The sequence below is a fragment of the Streptomyces kaniharaensis genome, from assembly GCF_009569385.1.
In the GTDB taxonomy this organism is placed as follows: domain Bacteria; phylum Actinomycetota; class Actinomycetes; order Streptomycetales; family Streptomycetaceae; genus Kitasatospora; species Kitasatospora kaniharaensis.
In genome coordinates this window covers 4476253-4498609 of sequence record NZ_WBOF01000001.1, presented here as the reverse complement: position 1 = coordinate 4498609, position 22357 = coordinate 4476253, and the positions used below count along the sequence as shown (strand labels likewise).

Genomic DNA, 22357 nt, shown 5'->3' with positions numbered 1-22357 from the left:
CGCATAGGCGGTACACGCATGCGGGTATGCGGGAGGCGCATACGGGCACAGGCAACCAAGGGGCGTGCTGGTGGACTGGCGGAGCGCAATTCAGGCAGCGTCGCGGAACGGGGACTACGGCAGAGTGGTGGAACTGTGTCGCCAGGAACGGCGTCTCACTCAACGCCAACTCGGCGACGCCATCGGTCTGTCCCAGTCGGCAATCTCCCGCCTGGAGAAGCGCGGTGCGGGCGGCGCTTACGACATGGCGTTACTCGGACGCGCAGCAGCCCATCTGAACATCCCCGCCGGCCTCGTAGGCCTGGCGGGCGCCCCAGCAGGATCGGCAGTGGAACGACGCGAGTTTCTCGGCGGTGTCGCCGCAGCGGCGGCGGCACCCGTCCTTGCAGCGCTCCCCGCTCAGCCTGAGACCGGCCAGCCAGCAGCCTTGCGGCTGGGTACCGCCGCATACCGCCGCCTGGACGGATCGACACCGTCCAGGGATCTTGCCGACGCCGTCCGCAGCCACATTCAACTGATCCAGCGGCTAAGCGTCGGCGGGGACCGGGCCCGCCTGGCCGCAGTAGGGTCCGAGGCAGCCTCGTTCGCGGGATGGCTGGCCTGGGATATGGGTGACCACGGCTCTGCCCGATCCTGGTATGGCCAGGCAATCAACTCCGCCCGTACGGCGAAGAACTCCCTGCTAGCCGCCTACCAGATCGGCAGCCTTGCCCAGTTCGAGGCCCACGCGGGCAACGCCGCTCAAGCGCTCAACCTCGTTGGGAAAGCTCGAACGGTGCAGGCCGAGGAGGCGCCAGCCATCGCGGACGCCTGGCTCACCTCGGTGGAGTCGTTGGCGCACGCAGCAGGCGGGGACCGCGAACGTGCGGACCAAGCGCTCGACCGCAGTCGGAAACTCGCGCTTCGCCTCGACCGCGCGCATACACCTCCGTGGCCATGGGTCTTCACGTTCGACGAGTCCAAGGTCGCAGCCGTCCGCGTGACGTGTGGGGCGCGGCTGGGCCTGTCGGACTGGGTGCTGTCCGCCGACACACAGGCTCTGGCCACGGGTCACACGAAACAGCGAGCCCTACTGATGCTGGACATCGCCGCTGGCCACCTGGCCGCCGGGCGCATCGACGGCGCATTCGCTATCGCCGACCGAGCCCTTGACATCGGGCTCACCTACCGGTCCGGACGGATCGTGGAACGTGCCAGAGCTCTGCGGCGTACCCTCACCACCACGACACCGCCCCGCGTAGTGCGGGACTTCGATGACCGTCTACACGACGTGTACCTGTAGGAGGGGCAGCATGCGGATCGGAATCACTGGCCATAGGGGTCTCAACGGCGATGTGGAGCGGAAGGTCCGCCAGTTCCTCGCTGCGGCTCTGGACGAGCAGATGGGGCCACTTACGGGAATTTCCTGTATCGCGGACGGGCCCGACGCCTGGTTCGCAGAGATGATCCTGGACCGGGGCGGATCACTTGAGGTCGTCGTCCCCGCTGAGGAATACCGTGACTCACTCCCCGCTGACCATCATCCGCTGTACGACCAGCTGCTGAACCGGGCGGCGGAGGTCCACCACACCGGCATCACCGTCTCGGACTCAGCTGCCCACATGGCAGGCAGCGAAGTCTTGGTCGGATTGGCGGACCTTGTGCTGGCCGTGTGGGACGGACTCCCCGCGCGCGGCTACGGCGGCACAGCAGATGTCGTTGCCTACGCCGAGCGCTGCGGAGTCCCAGTCCGGATTCTCTGGCCAGAAGGCGCGAAAAGGTAGGAGCACCGCTCCAGGCCAGTTCGATCACAGTCGTACGATGGGCGCCATGGCCGATCTTGATCTCCCCGCCGACCTGCTGCCCCTCCATGTCGCCGCGCTGCGGGCGGACCGGGCGATGACGACGGCGCGGGAGCAGGGCGGGGACGTCGACGCCGCGCGGGATGCGTACGTGGAGGCGGCGCTCGCCCTCCGCGCCCACCCGATCTGGGAGCCGGCCCGGCAGAACGGGAAGCACCACAGGCTGTGGCAGGCCAGCCTCGACGCGGCCAAGGCAGCGCTCGACGCCGAGACCGCTGCCTAACCGAGCACGATGAGAGCGCCCCCGCCCTCCTGAAGGAGAGCGGGGACGCTGGCATGTCAGCTGGCCGGCCACCCCGCGCTGCCTGTCGATGTGCGGCGACGTCGAGTTTCTCGTCGACACGCGGCCACTGCGGGCGGAATTACGGGCAGCGCCATGACGCAGGGCAACTGCCTAGAAGGCATCGTGGTTGACCCGAGCCGAGCCGAGTGGCGTCCTGAAAGTAGGGCTACTCGCATTCGACTGGAGGCGGCCATGTCCGACCATCAACCTTCTGGAGAGCCTCAATCCAAGACCCCGCTGCCTCCCCGTGGCGGAGGCGGCGATGGACGGTGGACTCGCCGGGACGAGGAAGCCCATCCCTCACAGCCCGCGCCCCGCACGAGGCCCCGCAGGGTGTTCTTTTGGATCTTCCTCGCTGTTCAGGCGCTGTTCGTGATCTGGATCATCGCCGGAACCGTGAGCAGTACCAAGTCGGCCAGCAGGAGCTGCGCCGGCTTGACTGGCCAGGACTTCACCAACTGCATCAGCGCAGGGCACGCGGGCACAACCATCGGCATCGGTCTGATCATCGGTCTTTGGGCTGCAGTCGACATCATCCTCGGAATCACCTACCTCATCTATCGCCTCAGCCGCAGAGACCGGACATAGCTCGCGGGGTCCCAGCCGGGCCGCCGTTGCCGCAGCTCTGCCCCGGGTTCATGCGGCGGCTCGCCGCCACTCACGACGAAGCGCCCCCGCCCGGCCGGAGCCGAGCGGGGGCGTGGTGGTTCAGGGGTGGAGCGCCGCGTACACAGCTGCGACTGCCCCGACGACGCCGCCGAGCGCGCCGATGGTGGGCAGCGGCCAGCGGTGGCGCTTGAGGGCTTCGACGTCGGCCCGGAGCTGGGCGATGTCCGTCTCGGTGACGGCGGACTGCTCGACCGTGCGGAGCCGAATCTCGTGATCGGCGATACCAGCCGTGGCGGCGTCGAGCTTCGTTTCGAGTCGAGTCAGCACCACCAGCAGATCCACCGTCGTCGGGGTAGGGGCCGGGCTGGTCACTCGCGGCTCCCGGGCGAGGGCTCGGTCGTCGTCGGCACGGTGGTGGCCGTCGGGTCGAGCAACGGCGCCTTGGTCGGCGTCATCTGGAGCCAGTCGGGCAGCCGCCCGTTGACCTGCGGCAGGGCCATGGCACGGGTGATGGCCGCGGCGACGGCCAGCACGGTGCCAAGGCCGGGCAGCGTGTCTGGCAGGGCCGCGGTGCGGACGAGCAGAGGCAAGCCGGCGAGGAGCGCCAGGGCGACGGCGACAACCGTACGGATCGTGCGACGTGCGGAGTCGGACATGTCAGTTTCCCTTCGGAGTGGTGGGGGTGCCGGCCACGTCCACCTGGACGTGCACCGTCGCGCTCGCGATGGCCTGCTGCACAGCGGCAACGACCGCGGCCGTGTCGACGCCCTGGTGCTGCTCGCCGAGCTGCGAGGCGAGGGTGGTGATCGCGGCGGACTGGGCGGCCAGCGTCACCTGGAGCTCGGCGAACGCCCGCGCCGTGGCCCGGTCGCTGACGTCCTTCCCAGCGACGTACCAATACGCCTCCAGGTCGCCGTCCGCCGTCCAGTCGTCCCGCAGGTGCGGGAGCTTGTGGTCCCAGACCTGCTGGGGCAGCGAGCGGATCAGGGTTCGGATGCCGTCCGGGTTGTCGTCGGTGTAGTGGACGGCGAAGGCGATGGCGTCGCGCACGGGCTGGCTGCTGACGGTGCTGGCGACGGCAGCGCTGATGCGCGCGATGTCAGCGTCGCTGAGGGGCATGTCGTCCTCCGAGGCGGGAGCGGGTGCGGTGGGGCGGGGGGCGCCGGCCTGCACCCACGCATACAGGGGCCCGCCGGGGCAGTCGGTCTGGTAGCCGTCCTTGTGGCCCTTGATCTCGGGGCCGGCAGGGCCGTGCTGCTGGCAGTACTCGATGGCGTCACGCAGCCCCTGAAGCTGTTCAGGCGTGGGCTCGGTGGAGCCGCTGGAGCCGAGGAGCGCGCACACGGCGTAGTGGGCTTCGTTCAGCGGGACGTCGCCGTTGGCACTGTTGCGGCGGGTGAGCCCGCGGCCCTCGAACGTGTAGCCGTGCTCGCAGATGACGAACGAGTAGCCGATGTCGGACCAGCCATTGCCGTCCATGTGCTCGGCCTGGATCTTGCGGACGTAGGCGGGACAGGTGGAGTGGTCGCCGAAGTCATAGGGACTGCCCAGGTAGTGGATCTTTACGCCCTGCCGGGGGCCCGCGTACGGGATCGAGCCGTTCGGCTCCCGCCACGGGCGGGCGCCCCACTGATCACGGGTGACCAACTGCAGGCCCTGCCACGGGGCGGCGTGCGGTGGAACCGGGACAGGCGCCGCAGCACCGGCCCATGCCCGCAGGTCGTCGGTCGTGCCGTTGTACACGTCGCTGTCGAGCGGGCTGTCGGTGTACTGGTGGAACCGCCAGGGTGCCTGGATCCGCGGAGAGCCGGCCTGGACGTAATCGGCGATCCACAGGAAGTCCCCACAGCCGTCGTTCGTCCTGCGCCACCAGTCGACGCTCGTGTACAGGCCCACCTTGTTGTTCGGGTAGCGGGCTTTCACCGCCGCGAGCCAGGCGTTCTTCGCCGCCGTCGCCTGGGCGTCTGAGACCGGCTGGCCGTACGGCTCGAAGTCCAGCACCAGGAGTTCTCCGGGTGGAACATCGCCGACCACCCGGCAGAAGTGTTCGACCTCGCCCGCAACATCGTTCTCGGCGTGCAGGAAGTGGTAGTGCCCTAGGAGGATCCCACGGCGGCGGGCCTTGTCCCGCTTGGCCACGTAGCCGCTCTGCTCGGTGCGAGCCCCTTCGGAGGCCTTGATGAACACGAAGTCGGCGTCCGACGGGATTGAGGACTGGTAGTCGGAGACGTCGTAGCCCCGCGCGTTCGTCATGACGACTCCTCCCCCTTGGCCAGGGCCGCATGAATGCGCCGCAGGTGACGCCGGACGAGCAGGTGGTGGGTGACGACCGCAGGCGTGGCCCAGATCGCGGACGCGGCAAGGTTGGGCCAGATCTGCGACCACGAGCTCAGGAGCCAGGCCATCAGCTGATCAGCCCCCGGACGTAGACCGACGCCTCGAAGTCCGAGGCGCTGGCCGTGTGGACGCCACCGTGGCCGCGGTGGTGCCGTTCGCAGTACCAGACCAGGTTCGCGGCGGACTCCACCCACTCTCCGACCTGGTCCGGATTGCTGATACCCGGGTAGTCGGCCTCCAGGACGGCGAGATCGACCCCATTCTGCAGGCTGAACTCGACGTGTGCATGGTGCAGTTCGAGGCCGCCAGCACACTCGGAAGTGTCACCGCGCCGACGTTCGGCGAAGCGGCAGACCGCGGTGTCCTTGGTGGCCTTCCGGTAGTGCTCGAAGTCGCGGTAGTGCGGGTCACCCTCGCGGGGCGGATGGGCGGGGTAGTGGACCGTGTAGTGATGGGCGACGGCCTGGCCGTGGGCTGCGATCTCGCCGTGGTGGGCGGTCATTGTGACTCCGGACATGGGAAAGCCCCCGGCCGACGGCGCGGAGGCGTGAGCTGATGGAGGGACCTGAGCTACGGAGCCATGCCGGCCGGCCTGGGGGGCTGGGCAGGAGAGGGCGACGGCGGCTTTTCAGCCTCCGACTTGGCCGGTATCGACCAGCCGGTCGGCAGGGTGACCGATGCCGGAGGTGCCGGCGGGGCGGGCAGCGGCTCCGGCGTGCACCCGCATGACGGGAGGCGCGCAGGGTCCGGGACGCACGATGGCTGGTGGACGTGTCCGGCGCCGTCACGGGAGATGGCGTGAGCCGCGCACGCGTACACCGGCGTGGTGTCCGCCGAGTTGACGTTGGCGCGCTGAGCCCACTGCACCGCCACCTGGCCGGTGCAGGCATGGGCCCAGCAGGCGGGCATTGCGTTGGCCATGTGGACCTCCCGATCAGGCGTGGATGAACCAGACGACCATGCCGGACCCCTGCCCTGAGCCGACCGCGGTGTTGAGGGCGGTGCCGGAAGACTGGTAGGCGACGGTCTCGACGTAGTCGCCTACGGCCATCAGAACCGGCACGGCGACCGAAACGGTCGTGTAGTAGGCGGTGTTGCCGCCATTTGAGCCGAAGCCGCCGGCAACGGTGGAGCCGTTCTTGTTGATGGCTGCCGTACGGATGCCGGTGGAGTTGGTCGAGTACGAGATGTTCCCGTAGACCCAGTACCAGCCCGCGACCTGCGCGGTGTAGCGGCTGCTGTTCGTGGTGTTGGAGTGACCGCCGTAGGTGTCCAGGTTGGTGGAGTCGAAGAGGATCGGGGTGTTCGTTGCGTTGGGGACCGACTGCGCCGCGTTCTGCCACACACTGCACAGCGGCCGGTTGAGCAGAAACGTCAGGCCGTTGTAGACGTTGGTGTTCCAAAGCGCTCCGGTGACGAGGTTGCCGGGAACCTCGTTGGCCGGGATGGGGACAGGGAGGTTGGGCACCATGACCTCCTCTCGTTAGTAGGCGAATGCAGCGGAGTCGAACTTCGCGATGGCGTCCCAGGTGGTGGCGCTGGTCACGCCGGATGGCAGTGGCTCACAGACCGTGTCACCTGCCGTGTGGGCCTGGGTGGTGGCTGCAGTGAGGGTGATGGTTGCCGTCGTCCATCCGGCCGTGGTGGTGCCGACGGACTGGATGGTGACGGTCTCCTGGGTGGCGGTGCCGAGCCCGAGGACGAGCTGCTGGCCGGGGCCGAGTTGAGCCGCCGCGGGATTGGTGTTGTCTGATCCCGCGTTGATGGTGATGGTGGAGACGCCAGCGGCCGGTGACGTCGCGAGGGTGGTGTGGAAGGCGGCGAACAGGCCGTACGGGGTGAGGTCGGCTGGGCTGCACTGGAGGGTGACATAAGCGTCGCCTGCGTCACTGAACTCCCAGCTGATGCTCTCGACAAAGCACTCGACCTGGATCGGGGCCGCGGGTGCTGGTGGACGGCGCATCACCCTGATTCGGGTACCGAGTTCGAGGCCCAGGCAGACCGGCCAGAGCGCTGTCGGGTTGGCGCTCGGGTGGAGTCTGACCGACGCGACGCGCACAGCGGGGCTTCGGTACCGCGACAGGAGATAGTTGGCGGCGTCCTGGCACTCCTGTGTAGAGGCGGAGTTGATCGTCCGGGCGAACGAGCGGGGGAAGAAGTTGGCCTGCGATGTTGCGTCCGATGCGGTGAACGCCTGGTTGGTTGACGCCTGTGTGATCTTGACGATGTTGGCGAGCCGGGTGGGGTCGAGATCGAGGTGACACTCCTCGTAGGGGATCTCTCCCAGCGAGGCCATCTCTCCGAACGTGTACACCGGCACCAGGGCGTTGTAGCGGGCGCTGCGGGCCCTGAACGTCACGGTGCCGTCGGCCGCCACGAAGTGCTCGCCGTTCTCGGTATCGACGACGGCTTGCAGCGCCGACATCGCGTCCTGGCCGGCCACTGCGGCAGGACCCATGGTGGTGGTGACCCCGGTCTGGATGCTCTTGGGGCCTGTGTATCCGGCCCAGCCGAGGATCCGCTTGTAGCGTGCGTCTGAGGAGTCCCCGGCGAAGCTGTTTTTCCAAGCGGTGTAAACCGCTGTGATGTCGCTTGCGCCGAATACGATGGGCCATTCAGCGGCGAATGAGATATCCCCTTGATAGTTCCAGAGGGTTTCGTTTCCGTAAACGGGGTCGACCCAGTTTCCCAGGGAATCAAACTGAAGGCCGGTTGGGGTGCTGCCCGCTCCGACCGGGGCTATGGAGTAAAAGCCGTCCTGAGAGAGGACCATCTGGCTGCTTGATTGCGAGTAGCCGAAGATCAAGAGATGCCAGTTTCCGTCGGCACAGTTCGTTGCTCCGCCGAAGTAGTAGTTGGATACCACTCCGGTGGGGCCGCTGAGGTAGACGGCTGGCCAGCCGTTGGAGGTGATCGAGACGGTGACCGCCGAGCCAGACGAATAGTGGCCCGAGCGCTGACTGTCGCTGGAGCACCAGATGACGGCGTGGTCGGCGGGAATCGGCCCCGTGTAGCGGAACGCAATCATGCGGGTCCACGCTCCGGGGTTTGCTGGCCCCTTGATCCCGGCCTGATCGAGGGAGATCAGGGTTGCCGGGTTGTATGAGAATGCCCCCGCGCCGGGGTTGTTGATGGTGACCACGGTGCCGGTGCTGCCCGTGTATGTACCGCCGGACGTCGTGGAGGTGATCTGGTTTCCGAAAGTCAGGCTCCCCGGACCCGACTTGGAAACGACCAGCGGCGCCGCAGGATTGGCGCCCACTGCGTCCGCGCAGGATTGAGAGTTCTGCGGGTCCCCGAGGGTGTAGAGGAATCGGGGGTTCCGCGAGTAGATCTCCTCTGTCAGAGGATCCCGTAGGACGCGCTGGCTGAGCAGGGAGATGGCGTCGACCGAGGTCGTGTTCACGGTGCCGTAGGTGCCCGACATCGTCCACGACGACGGGTACCTCTCCACGAACCCGGCATAGACCGGATACCACACACCGGGCGCCGTCCACGACGTGGCCGTGCTGCCCCGTTCCAACTGCCACCCGTCAGCCTGGATGATCACGTCCGCAGTGGCTGCGGACGTCAGGACCACGCCCACCGACATGTAGGCCGTGGCCGCGCCCAGCGTCCCGGTGACAGTCAGTTGGGTCCACGGGGCGGTGTATGAGCCGGTAAGCGTGGTTGGTGTGCCCAGGATCCGGGTGGCGGTGCCTGCCGCCGTACTCCAGGAGATGAACGCCGCTACCTGCAGGGTCGTTGACGGCGTGACGTTCCTGACCCTGATCTGCGCGGTATAGGTGGCAGACCGCTCGCCGCTGACGGTTTGCGTGTAGAGCGGGGCCGCGCCGGAAGCGCTCCCGTTGGGGACGGTGGCCTGGAACACGCGCTGGCCCTGCCAGGCGAGCGCCGAGAAGGCGATCGCGCTGCCGGTGTCAGTGTCCGAGAGGACTCCGACGCCTGGCTGAGAGGCGATGCTGCCGATGGCGTAGCCGCCGAGGTCTCCACCAGTGGCCTGACACTGCGTGAGGAGATTGGCGGTCGGCGGCCACTGCGCACGTACCCTGACCGGCTGGTACGGCATGATGTGCCCGTACCACGGGCCGGACACGCTGGCCGGGTCGAGACTGCCATCGGTGTTGACGACGGACATGCTCATGGTGCCGGCACGGATCTGATCAAGTTCATACTGCCGTCCCCGCTGGATCCCAACGCGGCCTCTGGTGCGGGAGGTGAGATCGGTGAACTTTCCACCGGGAGCGGCGGCGCCGTTGGCGTTCCAGAACGGCCCCCAGTCGTACATGAGGACCGGCCAGTTCGGGTTGATCGCCACTGAGTCCTCCTATCGGCGCGCGTAGGGCTGCCAGGTCATGGAGTTGCGCATGCCGATCTGGTACATCTGCCGTTCCAGGGTCTGTCGCAGGTCGTCCTCGGCGAGGACGCTGCCCTGCACGGTGACGTTGACGACGTACACCGGCGAGCTGCCGCCGGCACCGGCCATGGAGAGGGCCTGCGTGCCGGCAACTGGCGTCAGGGCCCTGCCCGCCCCCCGTCCGGTGACAGAGACCTGCGCGTCCACATTGCCGAAGGTAGAGGCGATGTCGCTGGTAATCCCTTGGAGTTGGCCCTTGAGAGCGGGGATCCGACTGTCGAAGCCGACCATCAGCCCGTCGATGATCACCTTGCCGGCGCCGGTCAGCAGCGTTGCGTCCTTGTCGGGCGGGCCCTTCCAGGACTTGATCGAGTCGGTCAGGTCGCTCAGGTAGTTCTTCACGCCGCCGACGGCCGACTTGATCCCGTTGAGCAATCCGTTGATCAAGTTCTTTCCAGCGTTGACCAGGAGCGTTCCGAAGTTGCCGGCCAGGTTGGAGACCAGGTTCATGGCGTCATGTAGACCCTGGCTGGCGAGATTCTTGAGAGATTGCCAGGCCTCACCCCAGCGCCCGGTGAGCAGATTGAGAACGAACGACACGACGTTGTGGACGGCATGGATCGCCATCGTCACCTCGTCGCGGATCAGATCCCAGGCAGTTCGCGCAGTGTCGCGGATCAGGCCCCAGCCGAAGCGCCAGGCCCCGCTCATGACCTGCAGCCCGGTCGAGATGATGTCCCAGACGAACCGCGCCTGGTCGGCGACCCGGTTCCATACCGACGACCAGACCTCGTGGATCTGCTGGCTGTTGCCGCGCCACCAGGCGATCAGCTCCGCGACCTGCGTGATCACCCAGTCGACGACGTGCTGTTTGAACCACACGGCGCTGTCGCGAACGCTCTCGAATGCCGAGTGGAAGGCGGCCGAGAACTCGGCCTTGTGAGCATGCATCCATGCCCACAGGTCGCCGAGCCGCGCGACCAGCCAGTCCAGCACGCTGCTCTTGAACCACGCGGCGATCGCGGCGACGGTCTGCACCAGGGTGCGCCAGGCCGAGGCGAACTCGGCCTGGTGAGCCTGGAACCAGGCGAACAGGTGCTGGATGCCGGCGATGACGTGCGGCAGCACGCTGGCCCGGAACCAGTCGACTGCCTGACCAGCCATGCGCCAGGCGGCGGCGAACGCGGTGGACAGGTAGCGGCCAAGTGCGTCGACGGCGTCGTGGAAGCCCTGGAAGTGCTTGTAGGCGTAGACGACGGCACCGACGATCGCCATGATGGCGCCGGCGAGCAGCAGTTCCGGGCCGATCGCGGCTGCCGCGGCGCCGGCGAGGGCAAGGAGCGCGGCGACGAGCGTCGTGCCGATCACCGCCGCCGCGACCTGCACAGCGGCCTTGTGCTGGGTCAGCCAGTCGACGCCCGTCTTCAGCCAGGCGATGAACCGCTCCGCGTACGGCATCAGGGCCGTGCCGAGCCTGATAGCGAGGGTGATGACGGTCTGCTTCAGCTGGTCCAGCTTGAAGTTGAACGTCTGCTGGATCTCGCCCCAGCCCTCGACGTCCTGGCCGCTGTGCTTCGCGGCCTCGCCGACCGCCGCGACGTTGTTGCGGAAGTCGACCATGTTCTCGCCGCCCAGCATGAGGGCGGTGTTGAGGCCGGTCGCGCCGCCGAGCATGCGCTTCATGGCGTCGTTGAAGGACTGCTCGGCCGGGCCGCCATTCTTGAGCTGCTGGTTGAACCCTTCGCTCTTGTTGATCAAAGTGGCGAACTGGCTGGCCAAGTTGGCCTGGTCGACGGGAAGTTCCTTCAGGGCCTTCCGCCAGTCGCCCATCGAGATCTTGCCCTGCTGGAACTCCTGGGCCAGCCCCTGCAGGCTCTTCGGCATCGCGGCGATCATGCGGTTCGCGTCATCCGCGGCCTGCTTGCTGCGGTTGAACACATCCAGCAGCACGGTCCCGGCCGGGCCCATGTGCTGCATGATCGCCCGCTGCAGCAGGTCGATCGTGCCGGTCAGCCCTCGCTCACCGAGGTGCTGCTGAATGTCGATCGAAGAGAGCCCGAGGCGTTGCATCTCCTGGATCGCCACGTTGTTGGGCGCCTGGAGGTTGCGGATCGTGTTGGCCAGCTCCTGCGTGGCCTCACGCGCGCTGGTGCCGTGGTTGGTTAGCGTGGCAATCGCGCCGCCGACCTGGTCGAACTGCAAGTGGGCGGCGGACGCGATCGGCAGCACGGTCGACAGGGAGCCCGCGAACTCCCCGAACGTCATCTTGCCGTGGCCGACCGCGGCGATCATCTGGTTGGTCATCGTCGTCGCCTGGTCGGCGCCGAGGTGGTAGCTCTTCAGGGCGCTCGTGACGGCGTTGCTGACCTCGGCGAGCGGCGCCTGCTCGGCACGTGCGCCCTCAGCGGCGGCCTTGAGTACGGTCAATCCCTCGGCGCCGTGATACCCCGCCGACTCGACCATGTACATGCCGTCGGCGAGTTCCTTGGTACCGGTGCCCGTGTCCCGTGCGAGCTGAAGGACCCCGTCCGACACCATCTTCAGCGCGCTTTGCGACTCGCCAGCCGTGCTGACGAGCTTCTGCATGGAAGCCTGGAAGTCGCCGGCGAGCTTGATACTCGCGGCGGCGACGCCAATCCCGACCGCGCCCGCCGCCACACCGATCTTGGACAGAACACCCAGCGGGCCCGCCATCCGGCCGCCGAACGCCTCACCCTCCTCGCCAGCAGTCCGCATGCCAGCGAGAAACGGCGCCGTCTCCGCCCGCAGAACAACGAAGAGATCTGCAACCTCGGAGGCCACGGCACCCCCCTGAAGTTGTCAGGCCAGACGCTTCCAGCCATCGCCGTACGCCTTGCGGTAGATCGCGGGAGCGGCGACGTGCACGCCGAAGACGAACGCCGTGGTCAGGAACGGATACCTGGCGCCGTTCTTCAACCCCTGTTCCAGGTAGGAGCCGTACTTGCTGCTCGGGGTCCGGCTGTACGGCGGCGCCATGCCGGGCTGGGTTCCGACGCGGACCTCGGCGCCGGTCACCGTGCGGTTGACCGATGTGCGGGCCAGCGAGCGCACCAGGGTTCCGGAGATCCGTGCCGGCCCCTCGCCGGGTCGGGCCGGTGTGGGGGTTCCCCAGGCGTGTGAGCCGTTGCTGGCGTTGGTCTTGGCTTGTTTGAGGATCGCGTCGGCCAGGTCCGCCAGGGCGATGGGTGTCCGGGCGATGCCTTGTGCGCTGACCTTGGTGAAGACGGCGGTCATCACCCCTGGTCGGAGTTCAGGCACCGTTCCTCCGGTTCGCTCGTTCCTGGGCGTCCTGCTCGGCCTGGCGGCGGGTGAGCATCAGGTCCCAGGTGTACCGGCGCACGTACCAGGGCGTGTTCTGCAGCTCCTGCCACGTCCAGCCGGTGGCCAGCATCAGCTCGAAGTCCACGACCTCGTCCGGCGGCGGGCCGGATGACCACGTCCCGTCGTAGATGCTCTCGGCTGCCCAGAGCACATCGACGAGGTACGGGTCATCCGGCCCTAGGCTCCCGCGCCGGTCACCGCCTTGAGCTCGGCGGCCATCCGGTTCTGGATCTCCATCGGTAGCCGTCCGACGCTGTCGGCCGTTGCGGGCATCGGCAGCGGTGGCTGGTCGTCGGCGGTGCTGGTGGCGTCGTAGACGTGCCAGCCGACGATGAGCTTGGCGAGGATGGCGAGGCCGGCCTGGAAGGCCTGCTCGGAGGTGACGTTATCGGGGGTGTCGGCCATCAGCTCGGGGCCGGGTACCGTCTTGGGGTTGCGCATGACGACGCGGATCATCTCGTCGCCTGGCTCGGTGAGTTCGGGGAAGTCGAGGGTGACGATGCGGTTGGCGTAGCCAGCCATGTTGTGCTCCTTGAGGGGTGGGGAGGGGGTCCCGGCGCGGCGTGGGCGCGTCCCCGCGCCCTCAACGCTCGCGCGCCCGCCGTCGCGCCGGGACGTTCGAGGGACCGCCGTCAGTAGGCGGTGGTCTGCCAGTTCAGCAGCGTGGCCTGCACCGCACCGCCGTCCGTCGAGTTCCAGATGCCGCTGATGCTGAAGTCGGCCTGCGCGTAGCTGCCGGACATGTCGCGCTTGCCCTTGTGCCAGGCGGTCTTGGAGGCGGTCAGTGTGAGGGACTGGCCGCCGCGGGTCAGTGGCTGCTGCATGCTCGCAGTCAGGGGCTGCTGGGAGTTGTTGAGGAACAGGTTGAGGTCGGTGCTGTTCTCGAAGATCGCTTTCAGCGTGGCGTCGTACTCGATCGCGCCGGCGAAGATCTCGCGCGGGACCTGGGTGCCGTCGCTGCTCTCGATCGCCTCGACGGCGCGTTTGATCGTCGCGTCCAGGCTCTTGCCGCGGGTGCTGGAGGCCCCGGCGTTGGTGAGGTTCCAGGACCAGCCGAGCAGCGGATCGTACTGGGAGTAGGTCTCGCTGACCGTGGAGGCCGCGACCGAGGGGAAACTGGTGGCCTTGGTGCCGAGCGTCACCGCACCCTTGGGATCGATCTTGATCTGAAGCTCGGAGAACCGGACGTAGCTGCAGCTGACGTAGCTGACGGTGTCGAAGTACGTCAGCGAGTAGGTCGGCAACGCGATGGCCGGGTTCTGCTTGAACGTATGAGTGGTCGCCCCGACCACGGGGTCCGACGAGGAGTGCGCGTTGGCGAAGCCGACGCGGTTGACGCCGGTCTTGCCGAGCACGGTGGTCACGTTCGACGTGTAGGGGCCGGTGCCTGTCGGAGCGCCGTCGGTGATCGCGTACTCGATCGCCGCGCCGGTACCGACCTTGACGATCGTGCCGGCCGCCAGCGATACCGGCACTTGGATCGCTGTCGCCCCGACAGTGGTGGCCGCGGACAGCGTGGTGCTCGTGCCAGCGGTGACGGTGTCCGGGCCGACGGTCGCCGCGAGGAAGTGGCCGGTCAGGTCGGGGTAGGCGAGGCAGTCGATGGTCCACTCGGCGTGCGCGGGCCCCTGGTACGAGCCCTGCAGAATCGTGTCGTTACCGCGAACGCTCTCGTCCTTGATCTGCGCGATCATGTCCTCGAAGCCGGACGAGCCGGTGTACGGGATGCCGACCGTCGGCGCCGCGTAGGTTCCCGGCGTACCTGACCCTTCCTTGCCGAGGCCGAGGGTGCCGTAGCGGGCGAGCTGGGTCATCGTCTACTCCTCGCCGGCCACGGCGGTCCGGGCCCGAGTGGTGGTCTTGGCCGGGACGTCCGGCGCGGGGTCGGTGGCCGCCTCTGGCGACGGGGCCGGAGCGTCATCGGGGACGAGTTCGAAGCCGGCGATGGGGATGTGCCAGGCCACAGATTCGCCGGCGCCGACGGTTGCCGGGATCGCCGGTACGTCCACCGGGTCCGGCCCGGGGTTGCGCTGCAGGTAGGGGGCCGTGTCGGACACGGAGGGCCTCCGGAAGGACGAAGGCCCCCGTGCGGTGCCGGGGGCCGGGGCTGCTGGGGAGCGGGCGTCAGGCCGTGTAGTCCTGGTCGTCCGCGGTGTAGGTGACGGTCGCGGTGAGGAAGCCGGCGCTGATGGCGTGCGCCGGGTCGCCGTACTCGACGTCGATCACCGTGGTCGGTGGCGCCTCTGCCACGGACAGGAAACGGCCGCCGTGAGAGTGGTCGGTGGCGAATCCTTCGATGCGCTGCACCAGCAGGTAGAGCGCGTTGTCGAACGCGGCCTGCTCGGTCTCGGCGATCTGGGTGCCGGTGGTGGTCGCGCCGATCGGCCAGTACGCCACCAGGTGGAAGTGATAGGAGGGCAAGCGCCGGCCGATGGAGAGCCGGTCGGTCTGCCAGCGGCGCCGCAGCACGTACAGCTGTGTCTTCTGCGCGGCAGGAGTGCGGGGCATGTACGCCTGGATCACGTCCCACGGCCCGCCGTTCGCCTTCAGTAGGGCGGGCAGTCCGTCCCCGAAGGTGGTAAGCCACGCGGCCTCACGAGTGACGGCGTTGGCCGGCGTGTTGGTCACCGTCGCCTCCGGCGGGTCTGCTTGCGCTGGTGGGCGCGTCTGGTGACGGCGGCCTTGGCGCGCGCGGCAGCAGACATCGGGTGCCCGCGGCGGTGCTTGCCGCGCATCCGCGCGGACAACTTGGCTTTCGCGGCGGCCGACATGGGCTTGCGGTGGCCGGGCCTGTGGTGGCGACCGCGCATCCGGGCGGACAGCTTCGCCCGAGCGGCCGGGCTCATCTTGTGGCGCGAGCCCTTGTGATGGCGGCCCTTCATCCTCGCGCTGAGCTTCGCCCGGGCTGCGGCCGAGAGCGGCTTGTGCCGGCGCGCCTTCAGCTTGGCGCGGGCGGTGGCCGACAGGGTGCGATGCCTGCCCTTGAGCTTGGCGGAGAGCTTGGCCTTCGCGGAGGCGGACAGCTTGTGGCCAGGGTGGTGACGCCCCTTGAGCTTGGCGGACACCTTCGCCCTGGCGGTCGCCGACATCCTGTGGCCCGCGGGGTGCCGTCCCCGGAGCTTCGCACTGATCTTCGCGCGTGCTGATGCGGAGAGCGCATGGCCCCGGTGGGGTCGCTTGCGGCCCTTCATGCGGGCGGACAGCTTCGCGCGGGCTGCAGCAGACAGGTGGCGCCGGGTTGTGTGCCGTGCGCCGGACGGCTGAGGAGTGCCCCACACGGCCGTCAGCCCTGGTAGTCGGCGCAGATGGCGTGGGCGTCTGCGGCGAGCGCGTCCGGGTCGTGCCCGTGGCCGGCCATCGTCGGGTCCAACTCGCGGACTGCGATGGAGGCGGCCATGTACTTGCAGGCCCTGACCAGGTCGGCGGGGACTGTGCTGTAGCCGCCGCCGTACACGTACGTCACGTAGCTCCCGATCGGCAGGAACGTGCCGATCGGGTACCAGATGTGTCCCGTGTCGGGGTCCGGGCCCCGCACGTTCGCGAGGTTCACCACCTGGTCGCCGCCGTAGGAACGGTGGATGGTGATCGACTGGAGGCTGTAGGTCCACAACTCCGGGTAGTGCGGGGCGAACTGGCGTAGCCAGCCGTGCCGGACCAGGCTGGTGGTGCCCATGGCGTAGGCGTAGGAGCGGCCCAGTGTCCCGGCGAGGTCGAGTGGCACGTTGCCGGCGTCGATGTACTCGTCCGGGTCGATGCCGGTGGCGCGCTCGGTCTCCGTCAGGCCGGTGAACGGCGCGAGGCGGCGGCCGGCGGCGCGTTCGCACAGCCGGGTGGACTCGAACATGAGGTCCTGCTGGACTTGGGGGCTGGTGTAGGAGCGTACGAGGTCCGCGAACGCGCCTTCCTGGAGCTGCGCGAACGTCGCGAGCGGGGTGGGCGTGTCGGCGGCCACTGGTTACTCCTCCACGACGGTGTCGGCGGCTAGGGAGCGTATTCGGTCGCGATCAAGGAGTGGTCCTGCTGAGGTCTTTGATCCAGATCATCGCGCCGCGGAGGTGGAGGCCGGCGAGGTAGCTGGCGGGCGTCTTGTCGTAGCGGGTGGCGATGCCTCGCCAGGCTTTCAGCTTGTTGATCAGGCGCTCGACGGTGTTGCGCTCTTTGTAGAGGTCGGCGTCGTGGCTGACGGGCCGGCCGCCACGGCTGCCCTTCTTCGTCCGGTTGGCGGCCTGGTCCTTCTTCTCCGGGATGACGGCCTTGATCGCGCGTTGACGCAGGTGGGCGCGGTTGCCGCGGGACGAGTAGGCCTTGTCCCCGGCGACCGCGTCGGGCCGGGTGCGGGGACGGCCGACCGGCCCGCGGACCCGTAATTTCTTGAGCACGGGGATGAACTGCGGGCTGTCGGCGGCCTGCCCCTCGGTCAGCACGAACACCAGCGGTCGGCACTTCCGCTCGCCGGCAACATGGATCTTGCTGGTTTGCCCGCCTCTGGAGCGTCCGAGCAGTGCGGCCTTCAGGCGGAGCTTGCGCCGCCGCCGGGCACGTCGTCGTTCTTCGCGTTCTGGATCATTTGCGGTGCACTGTCCGTCTTGTTCTTCCGGGCCGCCCCTTTTTGCCGGGCCTTCTCCGCCTCGTCGGCGGCCTTCTCCAGGGCCGCCAGGGCGTCGGGGCGCAGGTGCATCCCGGCGGCGTCGTGGTGGGCCCGAACGGTGGTGGAATCCACGCTGACCAGCGACAAGTCCACCTCGCCCCGCCTCGCGGCCTCCGCGATCGCGCCCTCGAGCAGGGCTTCGAAGACGCCCGCGTCACGCCACTGCCGGAAGCGGTTGGAGACGGTCGACCACGCGCCGAACTCCGCCGGCATCTCCCGCCACTGCCCTCCGGTCCTGAACCGCCAGATCACGCCCTCGAACTGCTGCCGCAGCCGCTCCGGATACGGGCCGTACTCGCCGATCGGCAGGTAAGGCCCGATGAACTCCCACTCTGCATCAGTCAGTTGCACTCGCGTCACGCGACATGGTCTACCTGATCAGGCCTCGCCGTGAGAGCGAATCCCACAGATTGATCACGACCCGATACCCGCCCTAGGGCGGTCGGCGGCACGTGGGCCTTGGCGCCCTTCGGCAGCTCGGGTACGGCCTCGAACTCGCCCGGCTGGATGGTGACCAGCTCGTGGGCGTGCTCGGGGCTCATCTCGATGAACTCGCCGCCCTTGGGCCACTGGTAGCCGTGCGAGCTGCCGCCGGGATGCTTCTTGGTGACGAACACAGGGACTCCCGCCGGGTGTTGGGGCCGGCCGTCACGCGAAGTAGTTGCGACGGCCAGCCAGCAGAGGGGGTTACAGCGCCGGTGTGACGCGGGACAGACGGCCGATCCACTCCGCGCCTCGGACTGCGAGGCAGGTGTCCGAGACGACGGCGAACGGCATCGAGTCGGGGCTGCTGGTGGTCGGGTACACGTCCTTGGGCATCAGGTCACGCACGTACGGCCGCAGCACGTTGTCGCGGTCACGGGACATCAGGTAGATGTCCTCCTGGCCCACGCTGCGGGGCTTGAGGCCGGTGTTGGTGCCGACGTACGTGGCGGGGGTCTGGGCCGGGACGGTCGCGCCGTTCTGCGGCACCAGAGCCGTGCCGGTGTCGACGATGCTGGTGGTCAGGATCGGGGTGATCCCGTCGGCGGCCAGGCCCACGGTCGCGTCCACGGCGCCGAGGAGGGTCTCCTGGCCGGTCGCGGTCGCCCGGTACACCATGTAGTGCTGCGGGGTGCTGGACTGGAAGCCGGTCGGCGGGGTGAACGCCAGCGTCGCCGTTGAGGTCGACCCGGTGGTGGTGACGGTCACCTCGGCCGATGCGGCGGCCTCGCCCTGGCGGGACATGACCGGCGCGACCTTGTAGTAGTAGGTGCCTGCCGCGAGGGTGCCGCCGGTGGTGGCCGGGGTCCCGGTGACGGTACCCATGCTGGTGCCCTTAGTCCCGAGGTAGGAGGACCGGATGATCGGGATGTTGCGGTAGCTCGGGACGACGAGGCCGGGGGTGACCTCCACGTCCATGAACCGCTGCTGGTTGGTGAACAGGCTCGCGAGCGCGCCCTCGGCGGTGCTCGACATCACGAGCATCCAGTCCGAGCCGCCGGTGGTGACCTGGGCGGCGGTGTACGACTCGACCAGGTCGATCAGCTGGTTCAGCAGCGAAAGGGAGACGTTGCCACCACCGGCATCGATGCTGTTCTGGCCGGCGCTGCCGGTGGCCGTGTACTGGTTGATCAGCGATGCGAGGCCGTCGAACTGCGGGTACGGCCCGAACTGGGTCGCGCCCGCGTTGCCGGCGACGAGCTGCTGCTCGGTGTCCCAGCGCAGGCCCTTGATGGCGCCCATGATCTCGCGGGCCCGCAGGTCACCGATGACATCGGCGGTGACCTCCTCGGCGTAGCCGGTGACCGCGCCGACGACCTGGAGCTGCTTGATCGTGAACTTGTTCTGGAAGTACGTGCCGACGGACACCTGTCGGGCGCCGCCGTCGGTGACGGCACCACCGGAGGCGAGGCCGTTGCGGGTGTTGAAGTAGTAGTCCGTGGTCTTGATCTTCTGCGAGGGCAGGGCCTCGATCAGCGGCGAGTACCGCCGGATCCTCTCGAAGAGGTTCGGGTCGATGACCTTCGGGACGAGCGCGGATGCGCCGGCCGCGGTCAGTGCCTCGCGGAGCTCGGCAGACATGGGGGTGCCTCCAGGGCGGGAGATGGAAGTGAGAAGGCCCCCGGCGCGGCGCGCTGCGGGGGCGGGGACCATTCCTGCCGTGGCCGGCACCACCCTGCTGCGGGTGGCGGTCAGAAGCTGCGGGTTTGGTCAGTCGGCCAGCGAGTAGCGGCCGTTGGAGACCCAGCTGAGGAGCGCTTCGTTGGTATTGCGGCGGATCTCGTCCTGGCTCGGGCCTCCGACGGCCGCACCGCCGGGCGTCTCGGTACGCAGGCCCTTGCGGGCGGGGCCGGTCTGGCGGACCTCGTCGCGCAGCGACTCCATGAGCTGCTCGCGTTCGGCGGCGAGGCGCTCGGCGACGATGCGGGCGATGCGCTGCTCGTCGGTCTCCTCGACCGGAGCGGCGGCGGCCGGGGCCGGCGAGGCCGTCTCGGTGGCGGGGGCAGGGTTGGTGCGGGCGAGGAGCTGCTGGAACTGCTCCTGGGTGAGGGCGATCATCGGGGTGCTGGCCGTCTCGACGGCCGGGGTGGGCTCGCTCACGGCGGGCACCTCCTGAGGGGTGGTGGGTTCCCCGGCCGGGATCGGCGGGGCGGTCTCGGCGAGGGGTGGGGACGGAGTGGTCTCCATCTGGTCGTCGTCCGGACGCCGGCTCTCCATGTCGCCGTCGTTGTCGGCATTCGGGGCGCCGGGCCCGTCGATGTCCGCGTCCATGTTCGGGTCGAGGCACTGCAGCGCGTCCACCGCGGCATCCATGGCGGCTGCTGCGATGACCCGCAGCTCGGCCGGATCGATCCCGCAGCACCGAACGGTGACGCTCACAGGCCCGTTGTGGGCGTCGATGCAGAACCCGCCACCCGTCCCGGCTGGCTCGTCCCCGTAGAACTCGGTGACGTCACCGAAGCTGGTGGTCTCAGACACGCTCACTCCGAACTTCTTCAGGGCCGCCTTGATCCGCGAGCGGATCCGCTTTAGCTGCTGGGGGGTGTAGTCGGCCGCGTTGGAGGCCTCGTTGATGTAGGACCAGGCGGCGCGGGCGTGCTTGGCGGTGTCGATCGGGTAGCGCTTGACGCTGTCCCGGTAGCCGGGGTCGGCGTACTGCACGGGCCCGTACGGAGCCTTGACCTTGGCGGCGATGGCCTCGGTGACCGACTCGTACACCAGCCGGCCGGGCTCGGCGGACTCCGTCCGGGCCGCGCCGCGCTCGATTCGGGCGGCCAGTACCCCCGGGGTCTTGGTGAAGTCGAGGCCGAACAAGTCGAGATCGTCGGCGGTTTCGACGGTGCGGTCCTCGTACTTCTCGCGGCGGATCGGGCCGCGCCAGGCTCCCCGGATGGACACGCCGTCGAGGAACGGCTGGTCGCCGGTGACGAGGGCAGCGATGTCGCGGCCGTGCGCAGTGTCGGCGATCTCCGCCTCGAACGCGACCGATCCGTCCTCGCGCTGTGACAGGGAAGTGACACGGCCGACGATGCGGGTGGAGTCGTCCTCCGCGCCGTGGTGGGTCAGCATGGTGTGGGGCTCGCCGCGTGCGATCGCAGCACTGGCCCGCTCGACGGCTCGGCCGAGCATCTCGGCGGTGTACAGGCGACCGTTGCGGGAGACGCCCGGCGCGATCGCCGTGCCCCGGATCTTGGCGATGGCTGCCACCGTCACCTCCCGACCACGGAGAAGTCGACGCCCGTGAACGAGGGGCTGGTGCCCGACACGACCCACCGAAAGCGGCCGACACCGGTCAGCACGTAGCCGGAGCCGGAGACCGGGCCGAAGTTGCCGAACGTGAAGTTGGGGCCGCTCGTGAGAGCGACGCCCACGGTGGCGATCTGGTACCAGTGTCCGTTGGCGTCCTGGACGTCGATGTAGCAGGTCAGGGACGGTGTGGTCCCGGCGGCGCCTGTGACGAACACACTGGCGAGCCCGGAGCTGATCGCGGTGAAGTCCAACGGGCCGGAGTCGCCGGAGGCCGTGACGGTCTGCCCGGTCGCAGAGTAGACCGTGATTGGGTCCCGGGGGCCGGCGTTGATGAGCGGGCCGTGGGGCATCGGGACCTCCGGTCAGGTGGCGCGGGTGGGCTGGAGGGTGCAGCGGCAGCGCGGGTGCAGCGGCGGCAGGGGCACCGAGTTGGCCGGGTGCGGGTTGCGGTCCTCGACGTTTGAGCAGGCGGCGCACACGCGGCCGTCTCCGGCGGTCACGTAGTCCAGTTGCTGGACGTCTCGGGTTTGGTAGGCATCGGCCATGCCGGTTGTGAACGCGGCGGCCGAGGCTGTGGCGGCGGCGATGGACCAGGCCGCGCCGGTGGTGAGGTCGGCGTCGGCCTGGTCCTGCATCGCCTGCTCGTCGTCCCCCTGCTCTGCCGCGGACAGGAGGTTGCTGGCGATGGTCTGTGCAGTGCCGCGCAGGGCCGCGGCGGTGATGGTGTAGGCGGCGACGAGGTCCTCGTCCGGATCATTGAGGTCGTCGCCGTCGTCGGGGAGGTCGGTGTCGCCGGTGTCATCGATGACGGCGTCGGCGGCGCTCCGGCCGGCCTTCCGGGCGCGACGCAGCACGCTGGTGATCGCCGTGATCAGGCCGGGCCACGCCGGGCGGCGGGCGAGGGCGGCGAGCCGGGCGAGTACCGCGGCGGCGGTGACCTGCCGCAGGTGCCGACGCCTGTCCTGGTCGGCGGTCTCGGCGGGGCCGACCTGGTCCCGCAGGACGGTCACGATGTCCGCCAGGTCCAGGCCGGCAGCGACCGCCCGCCATGCGGCCAGGACCTGCTCACTTGCGTCGGCCTCCAGTTGGTCGCGGCGCCGGTAGACCGCCGCCCAGGTCCCGGCCAGCCGGCCGAGTGCCAGAGTCGGCGCTCGGTCGGCCATCAGAAGACCTGCTTGCGGATCAGCGGCCAAGCGCCGGCGGCGGTG

General features: G+C 68.8%; 24 protein-coding genes and 1 pseudogene. 4 read left to right on the top strand and 21 right to left on the bottom strand.

Features of this window, described 5'->3' with window-relative positions:
- Nucleotides 1-64: 64 nt before the first annotated feature.
- The 4 genes from F7Q99_RS20300 to F7Q99_RS20285 all read left to right on the top strand — a co-directional run bounded on the left by F7Q99_RS20300 (nucleotide 65) and on the right by F7Q99_RS20285 (nucleotide 2712).
- Nucleotides 65-1282 carry a helix-turn-helix domain-containing protein gene (locus tag F7Q99_RS20300; protein WP_326846911.1) on the top strand — a complete coding sequence of 406 codons (1218 nt, stop codon included), beginning with the start codon at nucleotides 65-67 and terminating at the stop codon, nucleotides 1280-1282.
- 10 nt (nucleotides 1283-1292) lie between these two features.
- Entirely contained in the window at nucleotides 1293-1763 is a 471-nt protein-coding gene (locus F7Q99_RS20295; protein WP_153466433.1) for a hypothetical protein, read from the top strand.
- 46 nt (nucleotides 1764-1809) lie between these two features.
- On the top strand, nucleotides 1810-2064 hold the full coding sequence (locus F7Q99_RS20290) for a hypothetical protein (RefSeq protein ID WP_153463359.1): 255 nt from the start codon (nucleotides 1810-1812) through the stop codon (nucleotides 2062-2064).
- Between the two features lie 393 nt (nucleotides 2065-2457).
- On the top strand, nucleotides 2458-2712 hold the full coding sequence (locus F7Q99_RS20285) for a hypothetical protein (protein WP_195911121.1): 255 nt from the start codon (nucleotides 2458-2460) through the stop codon (nucleotides 2710-2712).
- Nucleotides 2713-2832: 120 nt separating this feature from the next.
- Here the strand turns inward: F7Q99_RS20285 and F7Q99_RS20280 are convergent, their stop codons facing one another.
- The 21 genes and pseudogenes from F7Q99_RS20280 to F7Q99_RS20180 form a co-directional block, all read right to left on the bottom strand.
- Nucleotides 2833-3105 carry a hypothetical protein gene (locus F7Q99_RS20280; RefSeq protein WP_153463358.1) on the bottom strand — a complete coding sequence of 91 codons (273 nt, stop codon included), beginning with the start codon at nucleotides 3103-3105 and terminating at the stop codon, nucleotides 2833-2835.
- Nucleotides 3102-3389, bottom strand: a complete 288-nt coding sequence (locus tag F7Q99_RS20275; RefSeq protein WP_230210270.1) for a hypothetical protein — start codon at nucleotides 3387-3389, stop codon at nucleotides 3102-3104. The genes F7Q99_RS20280 and F7Q99_RS20275 overlap by 4 nt, the downstream gene beginning before the upstream one ends.
- A 1-nt stretch (nucleotide 3390) precedes the next feature.
- On the bottom strand, nucleotides 3391-4986 hold the full coding sequence (locus F7Q99_RS20270) for a GH25 family lysozyme (protein ID WP_153463356.1): 1596 nt from the start codon (nucleotides 4984-4986) through the stop codon (nucleotides 3391-3393).
- Nucleotides 4987-5137: 151 nt separating this feature from the next.
- Nucleotides 5138-5587, bottom strand: a complete 450-nt coding sequence (locus F7Q99_RS20265; RefSeq protein WP_230210269.1) for a hypothetical protein — start codon at nucleotides 5585-5587, stop codon at nucleotides 5138-5140.
- A gap of 417 nt (nucleotides 5588-6004) precedes the next feature.
- Nucleotides 6005-6541 (bottom strand): hypothetical protein, encoded by a 537-nt coding sequence (locus F7Q99_RS20260; protein WP_153463354.1) that lies wholly within the window; start codon nucleotides 6539-6541, stop codon nucleotides 6005-6007.
- A 12-nt stretch (nucleotides 6542-6553) separates the two neighbouring features.
- On the bottom strand, nucleotides 6554-9388 hold the full coding sequence (locus F7Q99_RS20255) for a hypothetical protein (protein WP_153463352.1): 2835 nt from the start codon (nucleotides 9386-9388) through the stop codon (nucleotides 6554-6556).
- Between the two features lie 9 nt (nucleotides 9389-9397).
- Nucleotides 9398-12229, bottom strand: a complete 2832-nt coding sequence (locus tag F7Q99_RS20250) for a phage tail tape measure protein (RefSeq protein ID WP_153463350.1) — start codon at nucleotides 12227-12229, stop codon at nucleotides 9398-9400.
- 18 nt (nucleotides 12230-12247) lie between these two features.
- Nucleotides 12248-12682 (bottom strand): hypothetical protein, encoded by a 435-nt coding sequence (locus F7Q99_RS20245; protein WP_153463348.1) that lies wholly within the window; start codon nucleotides 12680-12682, stop codon nucleotides 12248-12250.
- A 16-nt stretch (nucleotides 12683-12698) separates the two neighbouring features.
- Nucleotides 12699-12920 (bottom strand): hypothetical protein, encoded by a 222-nt coding sequence (locus F7Q99_RS20240; protein ID WP_153463346.1) that lies wholly within the window; start codon nucleotides 12918-12920, stop codon nucleotides 12699-12701.
- Nucleotides 12921-12946: 26 nt separating this feature from the next.
- Nucleotides 12947-13291 carry a hypothetical protein gene (locus F7Q99_RS20235; protein ID WP_153463344.1) on the bottom strand — a complete coding sequence of 115 codons (345 nt, stop codon included), beginning with the start codon at nucleotides 13289-13291 and terminating at the stop codon, nucleotides 12947-12949.
- 110 nt (nucleotides 13292-13401) lie between these two features.
- Nucleotides 13402-14583: a hypothetical protein gene (locus F7Q99_RS20230; protein ID WP_153463342.1), complete on the bottom strand. Its 1182-nt coding sequence runs from the start codon at nucleotides 14581-14583 to the stop codon at nucleotides 13402-13404.
- A gap of 3 nt (nucleotides 14584-14586) precedes the next feature.
- Nucleotides 14587-14826: a hypothetical protein gene (locus F7Q99_RS20225; protein ID WP_153463340.1), complete on the bottom strand. Its 240-nt coding sequence runs from the start codon at nucleotides 14824-14826 to the stop codon at nucleotides 14587-14589.
- Nucleotides 14827-14893: 67 nt separating this feature from the next.
- The gene (locus F7Q99_RS20220; RefSeq protein WP_153463338.1) at nucleotides 14894-15397 is read right to left on the bottom strand and encodes a hypothetical protein; all 504 of its coding nucleotides are present in this window, start codon (nucleotides 15395-15397) and stop codon (nucleotides 14894-14896) included.
- Entirely contained in the window at nucleotides 15394-15858 is a 465-nt protein-coding gene (locus tag F7Q99_RS20215) for an NUMOD3 domain-containing DNA-binding protein (protein WP_195911120.1), read from the bottom strand. Before F7Q99_RS20215 ends, F7Q99_RS20220 begins: the two co-directional genes overlap by 4 nt.
- A gap of 194 nt (nucleotides 15859-16052) precedes the next feature.
- Nucleotides 16053-16721: a hypothetical protein gene (locus F7Q99_RS20210; RefSeq protein WP_153463336.1), complete on the bottom strand. Its 669-nt coding sequence runs from the start codon at nucleotides 16719-16721 to the stop codon at nucleotides 16053-16055.
- 52 nt (nucleotides 16722-16773) lie between these two features.
- Nucleotides 16774-17777: pseudogene (locus F7Q99_RS20205) on the bottom strand (IS5 family transposase).
- Nucleotides 17774-18034 (bottom strand): hypothetical protein, encoded by a 261-nt coding sequence (locus tag F7Q99_RS20200; protein ID WP_153463334.1) that lies wholly within the window; start codon nucleotides 18032-18034, stop codon nucleotides 17774-17776. The pseudogene F7Q99_RS20205 and the gene F7Q99_RS20200 overlap by 4 nt, the downstream one beginning before the upstream one ends.
- A gap of 70 nt (nucleotides 18035-18104) precedes the next feature.
- On the bottom strand, nucleotides 18105-19481 hold the full coding sequence (locus tag F7Q99_RS20195) for an SU10 major capsid protein (protein WP_153463332.1): 1377 nt from the start codon (nucleotides 19479-19481) through the stop codon (nucleotides 18105-18107).
- Between the two features lie 129 nt (nucleotides 19482-19610).
- A complete protein-coding gene (locus F7Q99_RS40455; RefSeq protein ID WP_195911119.1) occupies nucleotides 19611-21107 on the bottom strand; it encodes a DUF6582 domain-containing protein in 1497 nt (498 codons plus the stop codon).
- 2 nt (nucleotides 21108-21109) lie between these two features.
- Nucleotides 21110-21499 carry a hypothetical protein gene (locus F7Q99_RS20185; RefSeq protein WP_153463330.1) on the bottom strand — a complete coding sequence of 130 codons (390 nt, stop codon included), beginning with the start codon at nucleotides 21497-21499 and terminating at the stop codon, nucleotides 21110-21112.
- Nucleotides 21500-21511: 12 nt separating this feature from the next.
- Entirely contained in the window at nucleotides 21512-22312 is an 801-nt protein-coding gene (locus tag F7Q99_RS20180; RefSeq protein ID WP_153463328.1) for a structural protein, read from the bottom strand.
- Between the last annotated feature and the right edge of the window lie 45 nt (nucleotides 22313-22357).